Annotated in this window: 14 protein-coding genes; all 14 read left to right on the top strand. The window is 38.2% G+C overall.

The window, feature by feature from the left end; genetic code table 11:
* Nucleotides 1-29: 29 nt before the first annotated feature.
* The gene (locus J1905_RS07250; protein ID WP_214226607.1) at nucleotides 30-827 is read left to right on the top strand and encodes an NIPSNAP family protein; all 798 of its coding nucleotides are present in this window, start codon (nucleotides 30-32) and stop codon (nucleotides 825-827) included.
* A 41-nt stretch (nucleotides 828-868) separates the two neighbouring features.
* Complete coding sequence (locus tag J1905_RS07245) at nucleotides 869-2140, top strand: glycoside hydrolase family 99 protein (protein WP_250318028.1); 1272 nt, start codon at nucleotides 869-871, stop codon at nucleotides 2138-2140.
* 39 nt (nucleotides 2141-2179) lie between these two features.
* Nucleotides 2180-3427 (top strand): DUF2264 domain-containing protein, encoded by a 1248-nt coding sequence (locus tag J1905_RS07240; RefSeq protein ID WP_214226606.1) that lies wholly within the window; start codon nucleotides 2180-2182, stop codon nucleotides 3425-3427.
* An 89-nt stretch (nucleotides 3428-3516) separates the two neighbouring features.
* Nucleotides 3517-4041 carry an isopentenyl-diphosphate Delta-isomerase gene (idi, locus tag J1905_RS07235; protein ID WP_214226605.1) on the top strand — a complete coding sequence of 175 codons (525 nt, stop codon included), beginning with the start codon at nucleotides 3517-3519 and terminating at the stop codon, nucleotides 4039-4041.
* Between the two features lie 2 nt (nucleotides 4042-4043).
* Entirely contained in the window at nucleotides 4044-5237 is a 1194-nt protein-coding gene (fabV, locus tag J1905_RS07230) for an enoyl-ACP reductase FabV (protein WP_214226604.1), read from the top strand.
* Between the two features lie 255 nt (nucleotides 5238-5492).
* Entirely contained in the window at nucleotides 5493-7727 is a 2235-nt protein-coding gene (locus tag J1905_RS07225) for a beta-N-acetylhexosaminidase (protein ID WP_214226603.1), read from the top strand.
* A gap of 9 nt (nucleotides 7728-7736) precedes the next feature.
* Nucleotides 7737-8534 (top strand): HipA family kinase, encoded by a 798-nt coding sequence (locus J1905_RS07220; RefSeq protein ID WP_214226602.1) that lies wholly within the window; start codon nucleotides 7737-7739, stop codon nucleotides 8532-8534.
* On the top strand, nucleotides 8512-8898 hold the full coding sequence (locus tag J1905_RS07215) for a DUF3037 domain-containing protein (RefSeq protein WP_214226601.1): 387 nt from the start codon (nucleotides 8512-8514) through the stop codon (nucleotides 8896-8898). The genes J1905_RS07220 and J1905_RS07215 overlap by 23 nt, the downstream gene beginning before the upstream one ends.
* Nucleotides 8898-10805 carry an AAA domain-containing protein gene (locus tag J1905_RS07210; RefSeq protein WP_214226600.1) on the top strand — a complete coding sequence of 636 codons (1908 nt, stop codon included), beginning with the start codon at nucleotides 8898-8900 and terminating at the stop codon, nucleotides 10803-10805. Before J1905_RS07215 ends, J1905_RS07210 begins: the two co-directional genes overlap by 1 nt.
* Before the next feature lie 75 nt (nucleotides 10806-10880).
* The gene (epsC, locus tag J1905_RS07205) at nucleotides 10881-11690 is read left to right on the top strand and encodes a serine O-acetyltransferase EpsC (RefSeq protein WP_214226599.1); all 810 of its coding nucleotides are present in this window, start codon (nucleotides 10881-10883) and stop codon (nucleotides 11688-11690) included.
* 50 nt (nucleotides 11691-11740) lie between these two features.
* Nucleotides 11741-12613, top strand: a complete 873-nt coding sequence (cysM, locus tag J1905_RS07200; protein ID WP_214226598.1) for a cysteine synthase CysM — start codon at nucleotides 11741-11743, stop codon at nucleotides 12611-12613.
* A 101-nt stretch (nucleotides 12614-12714) separates the two neighbouring features.
* Nucleotides 12715-14211 carry a tagaturonate reductase gene (locus J1905_RS07195; RefSeq protein WP_214226597.1) on the top strand — a complete coding sequence of 499 codons (1497 nt, stop codon included), beginning with the start codon at nucleotides 12715-12717 and terminating at the stop codon, nucleotides 14209-14211.
* Between the two features lie 33 nt (nucleotides 14212-14244).
* Nucleotides 14245-15612 carry an MFS transporter gene (locus J1905_RS07190; RefSeq protein WP_214226596.1) on the top strand — a complete coding sequence of 456 codons (1368 nt, stop codon included), beginning with the start codon at nucleotides 14245-14247 and terminating at the stop codon, nucleotides 15610-15612.
* Between the two features lie 33 nt (nucleotides 15613-15645).
* Entirely contained in the window at nucleotides 15646-17271 is a 1626-nt protein-coding gene (locus J1905_RS07185) for an NADP-dependent glyceraldehyde-3-phosphate dehydrogenase (RefSeq protein ID WP_214226595.1), read from the top strand.
* Nucleotides 17272-17286 lie beyond the last annotated feature (15 nt).

The raw sequence follows: 17286 nt of genomic DNA, 5'->3' as shown, positions 1-17286 counted from the left end.
AATTTTCCTACTTATAACGAACCAACCACATGAAACCGAAAATTTTACTTAGCCGCTATGTAGCGGTTTTTACCTTTGCTATTGCTTCTTGCGGTACAATCAACTCATTTGCTACTCCTCCTCCAAAGCAGATTTATCAGATTCTTGTTTATCACCTAAAAAGTAAGACGCAGGAAGAAAGGGTTGATAAATACCTTTCAGAGGCTTATTTACCTGCTGCCCATCGTTCGGGTATTAAAACTGTAGGGGTATTTAAAGAAGCTGGTATTGATACAGCAGTGGATAAAAAAATCTATGTATTTATTGCTTTTCAGTCACTAAAACAATTTAGTGAGCTATCGCAATTACTAGCTAAAGATAAAGAACTGGCAATAAAAGGAGCCGACTATATCAATGCTGCTCATAACGATGCTGCTTTTGTAAGAAAGGAATCCATTCTATTAGAGGCATTTTCTGGGATGCCCATGTTAAAGAAACCTGTATTTACTAATCCTAAAAGCGAGCGTGTTTACGAATTGCGCAGCTATGAAAGCGCAACTGAAAAACAGTATCTGAATAAAGTTCAGATGTTTAATAATGAGGAAGTTGAAATATTTGATAGGATAGGTAGTCAGCCTGTATTTTATGGCGAGGTGTTGTCTGGAAGCCGTATGCCTAACCTTATGTACATGACCACTTATAGTGATAAAAAATCTAGGGAAGAACATTGGAAAACCTTTATCGACGATCCGAAATGGAAAAGGGTATCGGCTTTGCCTGAATACCAGAACAATGTTTCAAAGAATGATACCCGTTTTCTCGTTCCAACAGAGTACTCTGATTTATAAGTTTAATTTATAGCTATTATTTAATATTGGATATAAATTTTATGAATATAAAACATACGTTTTTACTTGCTTTATTGATGGTTACAAGTAGTGTTTTTGCTCAAAGTAAGCACAGTAAAACATCCCGGTTTAAAAGTTATAAGGGCTTGATTATGGCTGGCTATCAGGGGTGGCATAATGCACCCGAAGATGGCGCAGGTCGTGGTTGGTATCATTACCAATCTAAAGGTAAATTTGAACCAGGTAGTACAAATATAGATGTATGGCCTGAAACTGGCGAGCTAAAGAAAGTATACCAAACGCCTTTTGTGCTTGCAGATGGTAGTCCGGCATATTTACCTAGTGCACATGATGCTTCAACCGTAGAAACTCATTTTAAATGGATGAAAGATTACGGTGTTGATGGAGTTTTTATGCAACGCTTCGTGGCCGAAATACGAGGTAAGTCAGGCCGCAATCATTTCAATACAGTATTAGGAAATGCCTTGAAATCTTCTCAGAAGTATGGTAGGGCAATATCTGTAATGTATGATTTATCTGGCACAAGGGATAGCGTTGATGTACCTGTGCTAATTAATGACTGGAAAAATCTGGTCGACAGCATGAAGATTACCAGTCAGGGAAATAATCAGACCTATTTGTACCATAATGGGAAGCCATTGGTAGTTTTATGGGGTGTTGGCTTTGGAGATAATAGAAAATATACGCTTAAAGACATCGATAAAATGATCGATTTTTTAAAGAACGACCCTGTTTATGGTGGTTGTTCTGTGATGTTAGGTGTGCCAACGTACTGGCGCGAATTTGGAAATGATACAGAAAATAACCCTTTGCTACATACTATTATTAAAAAAGCAGATATTGTTCATCCATGGACAATAGGAAGATACAGTAACGATGCTTCTTATAACAGGTACTCGGAAGTTCAAAAAGGGGATATAGCTTGGTGTAAACAAAACAAGTTGGACTATGTTGGGGTTGTTTTTCCTGGTTTTAGCTGGCACAATATGAACCCTAAATCGCCATCTAATCAAATTCCTAGAAACAGAGGGAAGTTCTTTTGGAAACAGACCTCTTCCGCTATTAAAAATGGTGTAGAAATGCTTTATGTAGCTATGTTTGATGAGGTTGATGAAGGGACAGCGATCTTTAAAGTGTCTAAAAACCCGCCGGTTGGCGCGAGTACGTTTGTAACTTTTGAGGATGATATTCCTTCTGATTACTATTTGTATCTCTCGGGTTATGCAGGTAAAATGCTAAGGAAACAGGTTGCTTTTACTGAAGATGTTCCATTGCCACCGAAGCAGAAATAATTTTACTAATTTCCCATTGTTAATCAATCAGGTCATTAAATGAGAATTACGTTAAGTAGAATTGGTTTCGCTATGCTTTTTTTGTTGCTAGCCACAGGTTTGTGTTTTGCTCAGAAGAAGATTAAAAAGCAAGTTGTTTTGAGCGATCGGGAGTTTTGGCTACAACAAATGGACAAGATGGTAAGGCCCGTACTGTACGATCTTTCTAAAGACAGCTTGAGAATAAAAATGCCGCAGGTTACCTCTAATACTTCAGATAATAAGGCACAAAGAATTCAAGTGCAATATCTTGAAGTGTTAGGCAGAGTTTTGAGTGGTATAGCTCCTTGGTTACAGCTAGAAGGTGGTAGTGCTGCTGAAAAAGCGCTGCGTCAGGAATATCGTGATATGGTTTTAAAGGGACTAGCTAATGCTTTGGATTCAAATAAAAAGGATTTTATGCGTTTTGATATCGCAGGTCAGCAATTGGTTGATGCCTCATTTTTGTCGTTTGCTTTTGTGAGAGCTCCTTGGCTTTGGGAAAATCTTGGCAAACAGGAAAAGGATAGGCTGGTTAATTCTATAAAAACTACAAGGAAATTTAAACCAAGCTTTTCGAATTGGTTGCTTTTTTCCGCAATGAACGAGGCTTTTCTGTGTAAATATGGATTTGAATGGGATCCGATGCGGGTTGATTATGCCATGCAGCAATTAGAACAATGGTATGTTGGAGATGGGCTTTATTCGGATGGACCTGTATTTGCTTTCGATTATTATAATAGTTACGTAATTCATCCGTATTTGGCGTCAATAATCGAAATCATTAATAAAAAGAACAATGTGTATAGCGGGTTAGCCGATAAGATAAAAAGACGTAATGAACGTTATGCCGTGATTCAGGAAAGGATGATTAATAGCGATGGTACCTATCCTGCCGTTGGTCGTTCTATCATTTATAGAGGTGCGGCTTTTCATCACCTTGCAGATATGGCATGGCGTAAAGCATTACCAAAACAACTGAGTTCGGCGCAAGTACGTGGTGCGCTTACGGCGGTAATTAAAAGAACGCTTGAAAGTCCGACTACCTATAAAAATGGCTGGCTAACACTTGGTTTGTACGGAGATCAGCCTTCAATATGCGATTCTTACAACAACCAGGGAAGTCCCTATTTATGCACCAGCATCTTTTTGCCACTTGGTTTATCTCCTGAAGATTCTTTTTGGGCTGATGCACCTCAGAAATGGAGCTCCCAGAAGATTTGGAGTGGTGAGGATTTTCCGAACGATCACAGTGTCGACATCAGATGATAAAATGATTAAACTTTAGTATGTTTGCCCAAATATTAGGAACCTTCTAATTTTAGATCTATTGGCCTCTTTGTTTTGGTTTAAGGAAAATGACGGAAAGAGTAATACTTGTAGATAAATACGATAATGAAATTGGAACAATGCCTAAGATGGAAGCTCATCTGTTAGGTAAGTTGCATCGTGCATTTTCGGTTTTTATCTTTAATAATAAAGGCGAGCTGCTATTGCAGCAGCGTGCTGTAGAGAAATACCATTCAGGTGGGAAATGGACAAATACCTGTTGCAGTCACCCAAGATATGGTGAAGAAACGCTTGATGCAGCCAACAGACGCCTACAAGAGGAGATGGGGATGGTTTGTAAATTAGACTATGTGTTTAATTTTACCTATCATGCTGAGATGGCCGATGGCTTATCGGAGAATGAATTTGACCATGTTTTTTTTGGTTTAAGTGATGAAGCTCCTATTCCAAATTCTGCTGAAGTTTCTGCTTTCAGGTATGTAGATATGAAAACTTTGGAGCAGGATATTAAAGTAAATCCTGATATTTATACAGAATGGTTAAAGATTTGCTTTGACCGTATATTAGAATATTATAACAAACGAAAAATATAAATATGATTATAGAGCCTAGAATGCGTGGGTTTATTTGCCTTACGGCACATCCAAAAGGATGCGAGCAAAATGTAATAAACCAAATCAACTATGTAAAATCAAAAGGTGAAATTGAAGGAGCAAAAAGGGTTCTTGTAATTGGAGCTTCTACAGGATTTGGATTAGCATCGAGAATAACAAGCGCTTTTGGATCTGGCGCAGCTACGGTTGGCGTTTATTTTGAAAAACCACCTGCACCGGGTAAAACTGCTTCGCCGGGATGGTACAACACTGCAGCATTTGAAGAACAGGCACATAAAGCAGGTTTATACGCTAAAAGTGTAAACGGCGATGCTTTTTCTACTGAAATTAAGCAAAAAGTGATAGACCTTATCAAAGCTGATTTAGGACAAATCGATCTGGTTGTTTATAGTTTAGCTTCTCCTAAAAGGGTTCATCCATTAACAGGTGTTACGCATAATTCGGTTTTAAAACCAATTGGAGAAACCACTTTTACCAATAAAACTGTTGATTTTCATACAGGGGTAGTTTCTGAAGTTTCAATTGCTCCTGCAAATGAGGAAGAAATTGAAAATACTGTTGCCGTTATGGGTGGCGAAGATTGGGGAATGTGGATTGATGAGTTAAAGGCTGCAGATTTGTTAGCTCCAGAGGCTATTACTGTTGCTTATTCTTACATCGGCCCAGCGGTTACTGAGGCTGTTTATCGTAAAGGTACTATCGGAAGAGCTAAAGATCATTTGGAAGCTACAGCTTTTACTATTAGTGATAAGTTGAAGGATATTAACGGAAAGGCATTTGTTTCAGTGAACAAAGCATTGGTTACACAAGCAAGTTCTGCTATTCCTGTAATTCCTTTATACATTTCGTTGCTTTATAAAATAATGAAAGCTGAAGGTACTCATGAAGGATGTATTGAGCAGATGCAACGTTTATTTGCTGATCGTTTATACAATAAAACCGGAATTGCTACTGATGAGCAAGGAAGAATTCGTGTTGACGATTGGGAAATGAATGCAGATGTACAAAGTCAGGTTGCAGCGCTTTGGGCTGAGGCAACTGAAGAAACACTTCCTCAAATAGGTGATTTAGCTGGTTATAGAAGAGATTTCTTAAACTTGTTCGGCTTTGATGTTGACGGTATCGATTATACTAAAGATACTGACGAAATGGTTGCCGTACCTGGATTGGTATAAGGTTTTAGCACGTATATAAAGGGGCGTTATGAAGGTACGAGTTGTACTTTTCATAACGCTTTTTTTGTTATTTGCTTTTTGCGCAAACGGTTGCAATAACTCATGCAAACGTTTGTTTGCTTTTTCTCCAAAATCCGCATTATTTTCTCTTAAAATAATTGATTAACATTGTGTTAAGGGGGCATGCGCTTTCAATTTCAAGTTAGTTCCTGGCCCTTAAGAACCTAAACACACAACTAAAACCAAATGTTAACCATGAAGACCAGATTAAATAAATGGGTGATGCTCGCTGTATTGTTAATGAGCTCATTATCCATGTATGCCCAATCCAATATTATCCCCCTTCCGACAAGTGTTAAAGAAAATGGAGCCTCATTTACTATTAATGGGCAAACAAAAATTTATTATGATAAAGGATTAAAACAACAGGCAGACTTGCTTTATGCTGCTTTATCGCCAGCAACGGGTTATGATTTTGTAGTTTCAGATCAAAAGAAAGCTGCAAAAAATATCATTGTACTGAAAATAAGCAAAGGTGGCACTCCAATAGGCAAAACCGATGCGTTAAATAAAGAAAGCTATAAGCTAAGCGTTAAAAATGATGTAATCACCATTGAAGGTAACAGTGCTGTTGGTGTTTTTTATGGAACTCAAACGCTGTTGCAAATGCTTCCGGCAGAAATTTACAACAAGCAATTACAAAGAAAAGGCATTTGGAAAATTAAAGGTGCCGAGATTGCAGATGCTCCATCTTACGAATGGCGCGGTATGATGCTTGATGTTGCCCGTTATTTCTTCGGAAAGGATTACGTGTTGAAGTTCATAGATATGATGGCTATGTACAAAATGAATGTTCTGCATTTTCACCTTGTAGATGATTCAGGATGGCGTTTAGAGATTAAAAAATACCCAAAACTTACTTCTGTAGGTGCCTGGAGAGGCGAAGGTACAGAGCGTACCGGAGGCTATTACACTCAGGAAGATATTAAAGAAATAGTGACTTATGCTACCGCCAGAGGTGTTGATGTTATTCCGGAAATTGAATTACCGGCTCATGCTTTAGCATCAGTGGCTGCTTATCCTGATTTGTGCTGTACAGGCGAGCAATACACTGTTCCAACACAACACTCAATTAGCAAAGAGATCTACTGTGTTGGAAAAGAATCTACTTTTGATTTTCTGGCTGATGTGTTTAAAGAAACCTTTGCTTTGTTCCCTTCTAAATACATTCATATAGGTGGTGATGAGGCGCAGTATGACCGTTGGAAAACTTGTCCGCATTGCCAAAAAAGAAAGAAAGAGCTTGGTGTTAAAACTGAAAAAGAGATGCAGGTTTATTTTAACCAACGCATTCAGAAAATGGTAAAAGCGTATCATAAAACCATTGTTGGTTGGGACGAAATCATTGAAGATGGTTTAAAAGAGAAAGCTGTTGGTATGATTTGGGCGGATTCAAAAAAAGCTTTTAAAGCTTCAGAAGCCGGTCATTATTCAGTAATGGCACTAACCGGTTTTTGCTATTTTGATGTTGCAGAAAGTAATATCCCAGGTGAGGTAAAAGCAGCAACGTGGTTGCAGCCAATCTCTTTGGAGAAAGTTTATCAGTTGAATCCAATGATTGAAGGTTTAGATGCTAAATACCGTCCACAGATATTAGGCGCGGAGGCTACATTATGGTCTGACCAGTTTATTCACGGTACTATACTTCAGGAAATTGCTGCGATTAATGAAAATCGTTCAGAGAAATATTTCGAGTATTTAACCTTCCCAAGGATGTCAGCTTTGGCTGAAGTTTGCTGGACACCTCATGAAAGACAAAGTTGGCCTGATTTCGAAAAAAGAATAAGAACTCATTACAAGCGTTACGATAATGCAGGTTTTGGATATCGTGTGCCATTGCCTAAATTAATTGGTAATGAAAAAACTGCAAATGGCTTTACTATAAAATTAGAAAAAGATATTGAAGGTGCGGAAATCAGATATACTACTGATGGAACCCGTGCTACAGTTTATTCTCCGGTTTATACCCAGGCAGTAACTGTACCTAAGTTGTCAGATTTTAGTGCAATTACTGTGGTAAACCGCAATCAATATTCGCTTCCACTTTATTTTCCTGAGAAGTATGACAAGTTTAAAAAGTATGGTCAGTTGGTTGCAGAGTGGAAACCATCATCAGTAAAAGGGAAAGATTTTGGAACGTTTGAAATCAATGCTACCGGAAAAATCAATGAAAACGGTGAATATGTGCTTTCATTCTGGTACACAGAAGGTCATTCGCGTTTAGAGATTAAATCTGTTGAGCTTTATAAAAATGGCGTTAAGATAGCTGAAGATGTTCATGATGGTTATACTGGAACTAATCAGGAAAACAATGAATATAAATTTAAAGTTGATGCTTACGAAACTGGTGCAGCCTTTACAATGAAAGCTGTTGTAAGGGGAGATGTAGACAATGATTCGAATGGTGCTGTTTTTATTAAAAAACAGTAATTTCGTGGCATGAATAATATCCATCCTCAGTTGAGGACTGTTAATGTAATTCGTTATGTAACGCCATTACGTGAAGGAGGCTCAATGCCTGCTATTGCAGAGGCTGATGACGAATTTCTATATGTATTGAAGTTTAGGGGGGCCGGACAAGGAATAAAGGCCCTCATTGCAGAAATTATTGGAGGCGAAATTGCCAGGGCACTTGGTTTTAAAGTGCCCGAAATAGTTTTTGCGAAATTAGATGAGGCCTTTGGTCGTACTGAGCCTGATGAGGAGATTCAAGATCTGCTTAAAGCTAGTATCGGCTTAAACCTGGCTTTGCATTATCTTTCTGGTGCGATAACATTTGATCCTACGGTTACTACTGTTGATGCAAAATTAGCGTCACAAATTGTGTGGTTAGATTGTTTATTAACTAACATGGATCGTACTGCGCGTAATACAAATATGTTGATCTGGCATAAAGAGTTGTGGTTGATAGACCATGGCGCATCTTTATACTTTCACCATTCGATGCAGAACTGGAAAGAGCAGGCTGTAAGGCCATTCGCACTGGTTAAGGATCATGTTTTACTGCCTCAGGCAGGTGAAATTGAAGCAGTTGATGTTGAGTTTAAAGCTATTCTGACTGATGAGTTGATTAATTCGGTTGTAGCAGTAATTCCGGAAGAATGGCTGATTGATGAGTCGGGTCAGGAAACCGCAGAAGAGCGTAGACAAGTTTATAGTCAATTCCTGATTTCGAGGGTTGCTAATTCAGAGGTTTTTGTAAAAGAAGCACAAAATGCAAGAGAGTCACTTATTTGAGTACGCCGTTATTCGTGTGGTTCCAAGGGTTGAACGCGAAGAATTCATTAATGTGGGTGTGGTTCTGTATTGTGCGAAGCAAAAGTTTTTGAAAGCTTTGATTTCTTTAGATGAAAGCAGATTGGCAGTTTTTAATGCCGATTTGGATTGTGATGTGCTAAAGGCTAATCTGATTGCTTTTGAACGGATTTGCGCAGGAGAAAAGGATAGCGGCCCTATTGGTCAACTTGATGCTGCTTCGCGCTTTAGGTGGCTTACTGCTACCCGTAGTACTGTAGTGCAAGCATCTAAAGTTCACCCCGGATTTTGCAAAGATCCGATGGAAACACTTAATAAGCTCCATAATCAGCTTGTGCTTTTCTAATGGAGTATTTTAAAAAGTTACTTGATTTACTTAAAATTGAGCGACAGGAAGACCTAGATTCTTACCTGAGACTTACAGCTTCTGCTTCTGTAGCTGATCGTCGTGAAAATGGATTGACATGGTATCCTATTGCTATCCGTGGTTCTGAAACGGGGAGAGGTGATTACCTTACTGTAGAGGTTGAGCGGACTACCCATCATGATATTTCGCACCAGCTTAGGTTTGGTGCATCAGCCGTATTGTTTTCTAATCATGATCCTAAACAAGATAGGATTGAAGGTACAATTAGCCATCAGAATGGAAACAAGCTAAAGATTACTTTGCTTACAGAGGAATTACCTGATTGGGCCAGCGATGGAAAATTGGGCATCGATTTGCTGTTTGATGATAACAGCTATAATGAGATGCAGAATGCGCTTAAACTAGCCCAGAAGCCAAAAGATAAAGCTGCAGATTCAGTTTTAACTGATGTATTAACAGGACAGAAAGTGCCTACTTTTGATGTTACCTTAACAGGTGTTGTAGCTCATCAGCTAAATCCTGTTCAGCAAAAGGCGGTTAACAAGATTTTGCAAGCACAAGAATTGGCCATTGTTCATGGTCCACCGGGAACTGGAAAAACAACTACGCTTGTACAGGCTATTAAGGCTTTGATTGCCAAAGACGGTCAGAAGGTACTTGTTGTTGCGCCTAGTAATACGGCGGTAGATTTGTTAAGTGAAAAACTTGCTGAGGAAGGATTGAATGTATTGCGTGTTGGAAATCCGGCAAGGGTTTCTGAACGCTTATCATCCTTAACTATGGATAGTAAAATTGCTGAACACAGTGAGACTAAAAACCTAAAATCGCTTAGAAAACAGGCCAATGAGTACAAGAATATGGCTCATAAGTATAAGCGGAATTTTGGTCGCGCAGAACAGGAACAGCGTAAAGCGCTCTTTAATGAAGCACACAAGATCATGAAAGAGGTAAACAATGCTGAGCAGTATATTATTGATGATGTTTTAGCAAAAACTCAGGTGGTTACCGCGACATTAATTGGGGCAAACCATTATACAGTTAGAGATCTTAAATATAAAACAGTAGTGATTGATGAGGCCGGACAAGCTTTGGAACCTGCTTGCTGGGTGCCAATATTGAAGGCAGAAAAGGTGATATTGGCTGGAGATCATTGTCAGCTGCCACCAACAATTAAGTCTACACAGGCTGCAAAAGGAGGCTTAAGCAATACGTTGATGGAAAAATGTACTGTGATGCATCCTGAAGCAGTTGTTTTGTTAGAGGAGCAGTACAGGATGAATACAACGATAATGGGATACCCATCATCAGTATTCTATAAAGATAAATTAACTGCGCACCCTAGCGTGGCTGATCGCTTGTTGTTTGCCGAAGAGTCTTCATTGGAATTTGTTGATACTGCAGGTTGTGGATTTGATGAAAAACTTGAAGGTACAAGTACAACAAACCCTGAGGAAGCTGTGTTTTTGTTAAAGCATTTAACGCAATTGGTTGCTAAACTAGGTAATCATTATACAGTTTCTGATTTTCCGACGATTGCAATTATCTCTCCCTATAAGCAGCAAATAAATATTCTGAATGATCTGATAATCGGTTCTGAAGAGTTAATGGTTTATAAGGATAAAATCAGTATTAACACTATTGATAGTTTTCAGGGACAGGAACGAGACATTGTTTATATTGGTTTAACAAGAAGCAACACGGATGGTGTAATTGGCTTTTTAGCTGATACCAGAAGGATGAATGTGGCTATGACGAGGGCCAGAAAGAAACTGGTTGTTGTAGGCGATAGCGCTACACTTTCGAGATCGGAGTTTTACTCTGGTTTTATCAACTATGCTGAAAAGTACAATTCTTATGTTAGCGCATGGGAATTTGTCGGTTTTTAATCATAGAAGTAATGAAATTAGCAGGATTGTGATTAATTTCATTCCTTTACAGTATAATTAAACATCACTCTTAAAATGAACGAGGAATTTTATCTTCATATCTATAATAAACAGCTTGAAATTGAGGCTGTACCTTCTAATCAGGAAGTTGCCGAATGGGCAATGAATTTGATGAATTTGTTGTATCCTGAGCGCTTAACTTCTCCAGATTACTCAATTAATGAGATCAAACGTTTGTTTCTAAAACAAGAAAAAGAACTTGTAAGGATATTAAATGGTACTAAAGCTTGTGAGAATTGTAATAATGAAGCTGTAGCAAGAAAGATTTTTGAGAGTATTCCGGAGTTGTACAGAAGGATGAATACCGATATTTCTGCCATCCTTGAGGGTGATCCGGCTGCTAAAAATGAGTTTGAAATCATCAGAAGCTATCCAGGTTTTCTGGCAATTTCTTTATATAGAATTGCACACGCTTTGATGCAGGCCGAAATTCCAATTGTTCCCAGAATTCTTACAGAATATGCTCATTCTATTACGGGAATTGATATTCACCCAGGTGCTGTAATTGGTGAGTATCTTTATATTGACCATGGAACAGGTTTAGTTATTGGTGAAACTACCATTATTGGTAATTATGTAAAGCTATATCAGGGAGTAACCCTTGGTGCACTTAGCGTAGAAAAGTATATGGTAAACATTAAAAGGCACCCAACAATTGAAGATCATGTGATCATTTATTCTGGGGCAACTATATTGGGTGGCGATACTGTTATTGGAAGTAATTGTATTATTGGTGGAAACGTTTGGCTAACTAAAAGTGTTCCTCCACATTCAACTGTATATCATCAGTCGGCAGTTAAGGTCATAGAGACCAAACAACCTTAGTCATTGAGTCTTTAATAAAATTGTAAATCAGAGTAAACCGTAGATTAATAATGGGAAATATTATTGAGTTTGTTGGAAATACCCCACTTGTAGAAATTCAGAAATTACATACCAATCCGAATGTTAAGATTTTTGCTAAACTGGAAGGGAATAATCCCGGAGGTAGTGTAAAAGACAGAGCCGCATTAAATATGATCCGCAGTGCGATAGATCGCGGTGACATTAAAAAAGGAACAAAACTGATTGAAGCTACAAGCGGAAATACAGGGATTGCTTTAGCTATGATTGCAGGTATTTATGACCTGGAAATTGAGTTGGTGATGCCATCTAATTCAACACGAGAACGCACCTTAACTATGGAAGCATATGGTGCAAAAGTTACCCTGCTTGAATCTATTGAAGTGTGCAGGGACTATGCTGAAGAGAAAGGTGTTCAACCAGGTTATTTCCTTTTAAACCAATTTTCTAATCCTGATAATTACCTGGCTCATTATAAAACTACAGGTCCTGAGATCTGGAAGGATACCAATCAACAGATTACACACTTTGTAAGCTCTATGGGTACTACAGGAAGTATTATGGGTAATTCTATGTTCTTAAAAGAAATGAATCCTGAGGTACAGATCGTTGGTTGCCAGCCAACTGAAGAATCTTCAATTCCAGGAATAAGAAGATGGCCTGAGGCTTATCTTCCAAAGATATTTGATCCGACCAGGGTAGATAGGGTAATGGATGTTTCGCAACAGGAAGCAACAGAAATGGCCCGTAAGCTTGCTAAAGTTGAAGGCATATTTGCCGGAATGAGCAGTGGAGGTGCACTTGCCTGTGCTTTAAAACTTGCTGAAGAACTTGAATCAGGACTTATTGTATTCATTGCCTGCGATAGAGGCGACAGGTATTTAAGCAGCGATCTTTTCGGGTAACAAGCTTGTAACGATAACGATTGCGTAAATAATTTCCTCCTAAAACAATCATTCTTTATATTAATTATGTAGAATTGTTTTAGACAGAGTGAAATTTCAATATGACTATTTCTAAAGATATTCTAACCAGTATAAAAAATGAAAACGTTATCATTCCTGATAGCGCATTGCTAAATCTTCCTGAAAAGGTATTGCAGTTTGGAACCGGTGTTTTGCTACGTGGGCTTCCAGACTACTTTATTGATAAAGCTAACCGTAAAGGTGTGTTTAATGGCAGAGTTGCGATTGTTAAATCAACCAGCAAAGGCGATCTGAAAGATTTTGCTGCACAAAATGGTTTATATACTATTTGTGTAAGGGGGCTTGAAAACGGACAAACCATTAAAGAAAATATTATCTCTTCTTCTATCAGCAGGGTTTTGTCGGCGGATAGCGATTGGAACGAGATATTGAAAATTGGGCAGAGTCCGGATCTTCAGATAGTTGTTTCTAACACCACTGAGGTTGGGATTGTTTTATTAAAAGAAAGTATTGATTTAACTCCTCCCGTATCTTTTCCTGCAAAGCTGTTAGCTGTGCTGTATGCTCGATATAAGGCACTTGGCGAAGCTAAAGAGTCTGATATTGTTATTGTCGCAACTGAATTAATTCCAGATAATGGAAAAAAATTAGCATCTATTGTATTTGAACTGGCGGCATTTAATGAGCTTGAACTTGAGTTTATAAACTGGTTAAAAGTTCATGCGCATTTCTGTAATTCTTTGGTGGACAGGATTGTGCCAGGAAAACCAGACGATGAAACATTGCAAAAGCTGGAAGAGGAATTGGGGTATAATGATAACCTGTTGATTATGGCTGAACCTTATCGCTTATGGGCCATTGAGGGCGATGAAAAGGTTGCTGAACTGCTTAGTTTTAAGGAAGTTGATAAGGGGGTAATTGTAAAGCCAGATATCGAAATATATAGAGAATTAAAGGTAAGGCTATTAAATGGTTCTCATACTTTAACATCAGGGATAGCTTATTTAGCAGGTATTGATACTGTTGCAAATGCGATGGCAGATCAGGCGATAAAAAGCTATACGACAAATGTTATGCAATCTGAAATTGTTCCGGCAATACCTTATGAAGTTCCCGGTGATGAAGCAATGGTTTTCTCAGCGGCTGTATTGGATAGGTTTGCAAATCCATATATTAAGCATTTGTGGATCAATATTACTTTTCAGTATACCATGAAGATGAAAATTAGAATCTTACCTGTTTTAAATCAATACTATAAGCTGTTTAATAAGGTTCCTGTAAATATAGCTTTTGGTTTTGCTGCTTTTTTACACTTCATGAGATCTCATAAAAAGGAAGAAAATCAGTACTTTGGGCAATACGATGGTAAGGAATACTTAATTACCGACGATCAGGCTGCTTATTTTTATGAGAAAAGTAAATTGAATGAAGCTGATTACGTTAGCTCAGTTTTGTCTGACCATCAGTTGTGGGAAACGGACCTATCGATTTTTGAAGATTTTATTAAAAGTGTAGAAGAAAATTATAATAACATTATAGCGTTTGGCATTAAAGAAGCACTGACCAAAGCAAAATAGAAAACAACCTAACCAAATACTAAACCAAATATAATGAACGAAAAAAAAGTAGGTAACTACAGGTGGAGGATCTGTGCATTATTGTTTTTTGCGACCACTGTAAATTACCTTGATAGACAGGTGTTAAGCTTACTTAAGCCGCATTTGGAAGAGATTTTTGGATGGAGTAACAGTGATTATGCGAATATTGCTTCTGTCTTTCAATTTACTTACGCCATCTCCATGCTTTTTGCCGGAAGAATAATTGATAAACTTGGAACTAAAAAAGGATATGCCTGGGCCATTATTATTTGGTCGATAGGTGCGATAATACATGCTTTTGCTATACCTATTGGTCAAGGTGTTTCTACCGTACTTGGGTTTATGGGAATTGGAGTTGCTTCTGTTTCTATTGTTGGATTTATGGTTTCGAGGGCAGTATTGGGATTTGGAGAGGCTGGGAATTTTCCGGCTGCCATTAAAGCTACTGCCGAGTATTTTCCTAAAAAAGAGAGATCCTTTGCTACAGGGTTTTTTAATGGAGGAACTAATATTGGTGCGGTACTAGCTCCATTGAGTGTTCCATTTATTGCTGCCAAATGGGGCTGGGAAGCTGCCTTTTTCTTTATTGGTGCAATCGGGTTTATATGGCTTATATTTTGGTATAAATATTATGATAAAGCAGAAGATCAAAAACGACTTTCTGCTGAAGAGCTGGCTTATATTCGATCAGATGACGAAGTGGATAGCTCCGGGAATGTAATTGAAGATACAGCTAAAGTGTCGTGGTTTAAGCTGCTTACTTACCGACAGACATGGGCATTTGCAGTAGGTAAATTTATGACGGATGGTGTTTGGTGGTTCTTTTTGTTTTGGTTACCTGCTTATTTAAAAGATCAATATGGGATGATGGACACCCAGATTATGCTCCCTTTAGCTGTACTGTATAGTATGACTATGTTTGGTAGTGTGGGAGGAGGCTGGTTCCCAATGTATTTTATAAAGAAGGGACTAGAACCTTATGACGGTCGTATGAAGGCAATGTTGGTGATTGCGATATTCCCTTTGGTGGTTCTTGCTGCTCAACCATTGGGACATATATCTTTTTGGTTTCCTGTTTTGTTAATTGGTGTTGGTGCTTCCGCGCATCAGGCATGGTCGGCAAATCTGTTTACCACTGTTTCAGATATGTTTCCCAAAAAAGCTATTGGTTCTGTAGTTGGTATAGGAGGAATGATAGGTGGTTTAGGTGGTGTGTTTATGACAAAGTTAGGTGGTGGCTTGTTCGATCACTATAAAGCGCTTGGACATATTGAAACCGGCTATACAATTATGTTTACCATATGTGCTTTGGCATATTTAGTTGCCTGGGTATTAATGAAAACACTTGTTCCTAAATATAAACTGATTACCGATCTTTAATTTATAATCTATTTAACCTCAAACAATATATTAATGACTTTTAAAGATCATCTCGATTCAATTTTTGTTGAAGAACATGAAATTCCAGAAGAATTTCGACTCACAGACGAGGTTCACCAACGAGAATATTTAAGTAACGGAAAAATGCATTCCTGGAGTGGAAAAGTACATGAAGTACTTTCGCCAATCTGTATTAAAACGCCTGCAGGATTAAAGCGAAAGGTAATTGGTACATATCCATTGTGCAATGAAATTGAAGCTGCTGAGGCACTTAAAGCTGCCGTTAATGCATACAATAATGGTAGGGGCGAATGGCCGACGATGAGTGTTTCGGACAGAATCACTTGCGTAGAGAAGTTCACGCACAGAATTATTGAAAAGAAAAATGAAGTGGTTAAACTATTGATGTGGGAGATTGGAAAATCTCATGCAGATTCAATTAAAGAGTTTGACCGTACAGTAGAATACATCTATGCAACTATTGATGCGCTGAAAGATCTTGATCGTCAGTCGTCTAAGTTTAGCATAGAACAAGGAATTGTAGCGCAAATCAGGCGTTCGCCACTCGGCGTGGTTTTATGTATGGGGCCATTCAATTATCCATTGAACGAAACTTTTACGACATTGATTCCTGCTTTGATAATGGGGAATACATTGTTATTTAAACCACCAAAGCATGGTACTTTATTACATTATCCATTGCTTGAAGCGTTCAGAGATTGCTTCCCGAAAGGTGTAGTAAACACGATTTATGGTCGTGGCAATAAGATCATTCCTAACTTGATGAAATCCGGTGAGATCAATGTGCTTACACTGATTGGTTCGAGTAAGGTGGCTAATGAACTAAAAAAACTTCATCCTAAGGTAAATCGTTTACGTGCAATATTAGGATTGGATGCGAAAAATGCTGCAATTATAACAGCAAAGGCAGATGTTAAGCTGGCAGTACAGGAAACAGTGTTGGGAGCTTTATCATTTAATGGACAAAGGTGTACCGCATTAAAAATTGTATTTATTCATCGTAGCCTTGCAGATGTATTTTTGAAAGAGCTTTCTGAAGCTGTAGCTAAGCTTAAATTTGGGATGCCTTGGGAAGATGGGGTATCTTTAACTCCCTTACCTGAACAACATAAACCTGCTTATATTCAGGACTGCATTGCTGATGCAATTGCAAATGGGGCAGAAGTAATAAACGAAAATGGTGGAGCTACAAATGAATCATTTGTGTTTCCTGCAATAGTTTATCCTGTTAAAAAAGGCATGAAATTATATACTGAGGAACAGTTTGGTCCGGTTATTCCTGTTGTTCCTTTTGACGATTTGGAAGAGACTATAGAGTATCTTATTGAATCTACACATGGGCAGCAAGTCAGTATTTTTAGTAATGATGATGAGGAAATTGCAGAACTAATAGATCCACTAGTGAATCAGGTGAGTAGAGTAAATGTAAACTGTCAGTGCCAGCGAGGACCTGATGTTTTTCCTTTTACAGGTAGAAAGGATAGTGCTGAAGGTACACTTTCTGTGGTAGATGCGCTAAGGTCTTTCTCTATCAGATCTTTGGTTGCTACCAAACTTAATGAAAATAACAAGCATTTGATTAATGCAATTGTTGATAGTAATAGCTCTAACTTTTTGAGTACGAAATTCTTGTTTTAGGGGATTTTACATCTT

Origin of the sequence: Pedobacter sp. B4-66, from assembly GCF_018492665.1 — a bacterium.
In the GTDB taxonomy this organism is placed as follows: domain Bacteria; phylum Bacteroidota; class Bacteroidia; order Sphingobacteriales; family Sphingobacteriaceae; genus Pedobacter.
Note: the sequence above shows the minus strand (reverse complement) of the source record. Positions and strands in the feature narration are given on the sequence as shown.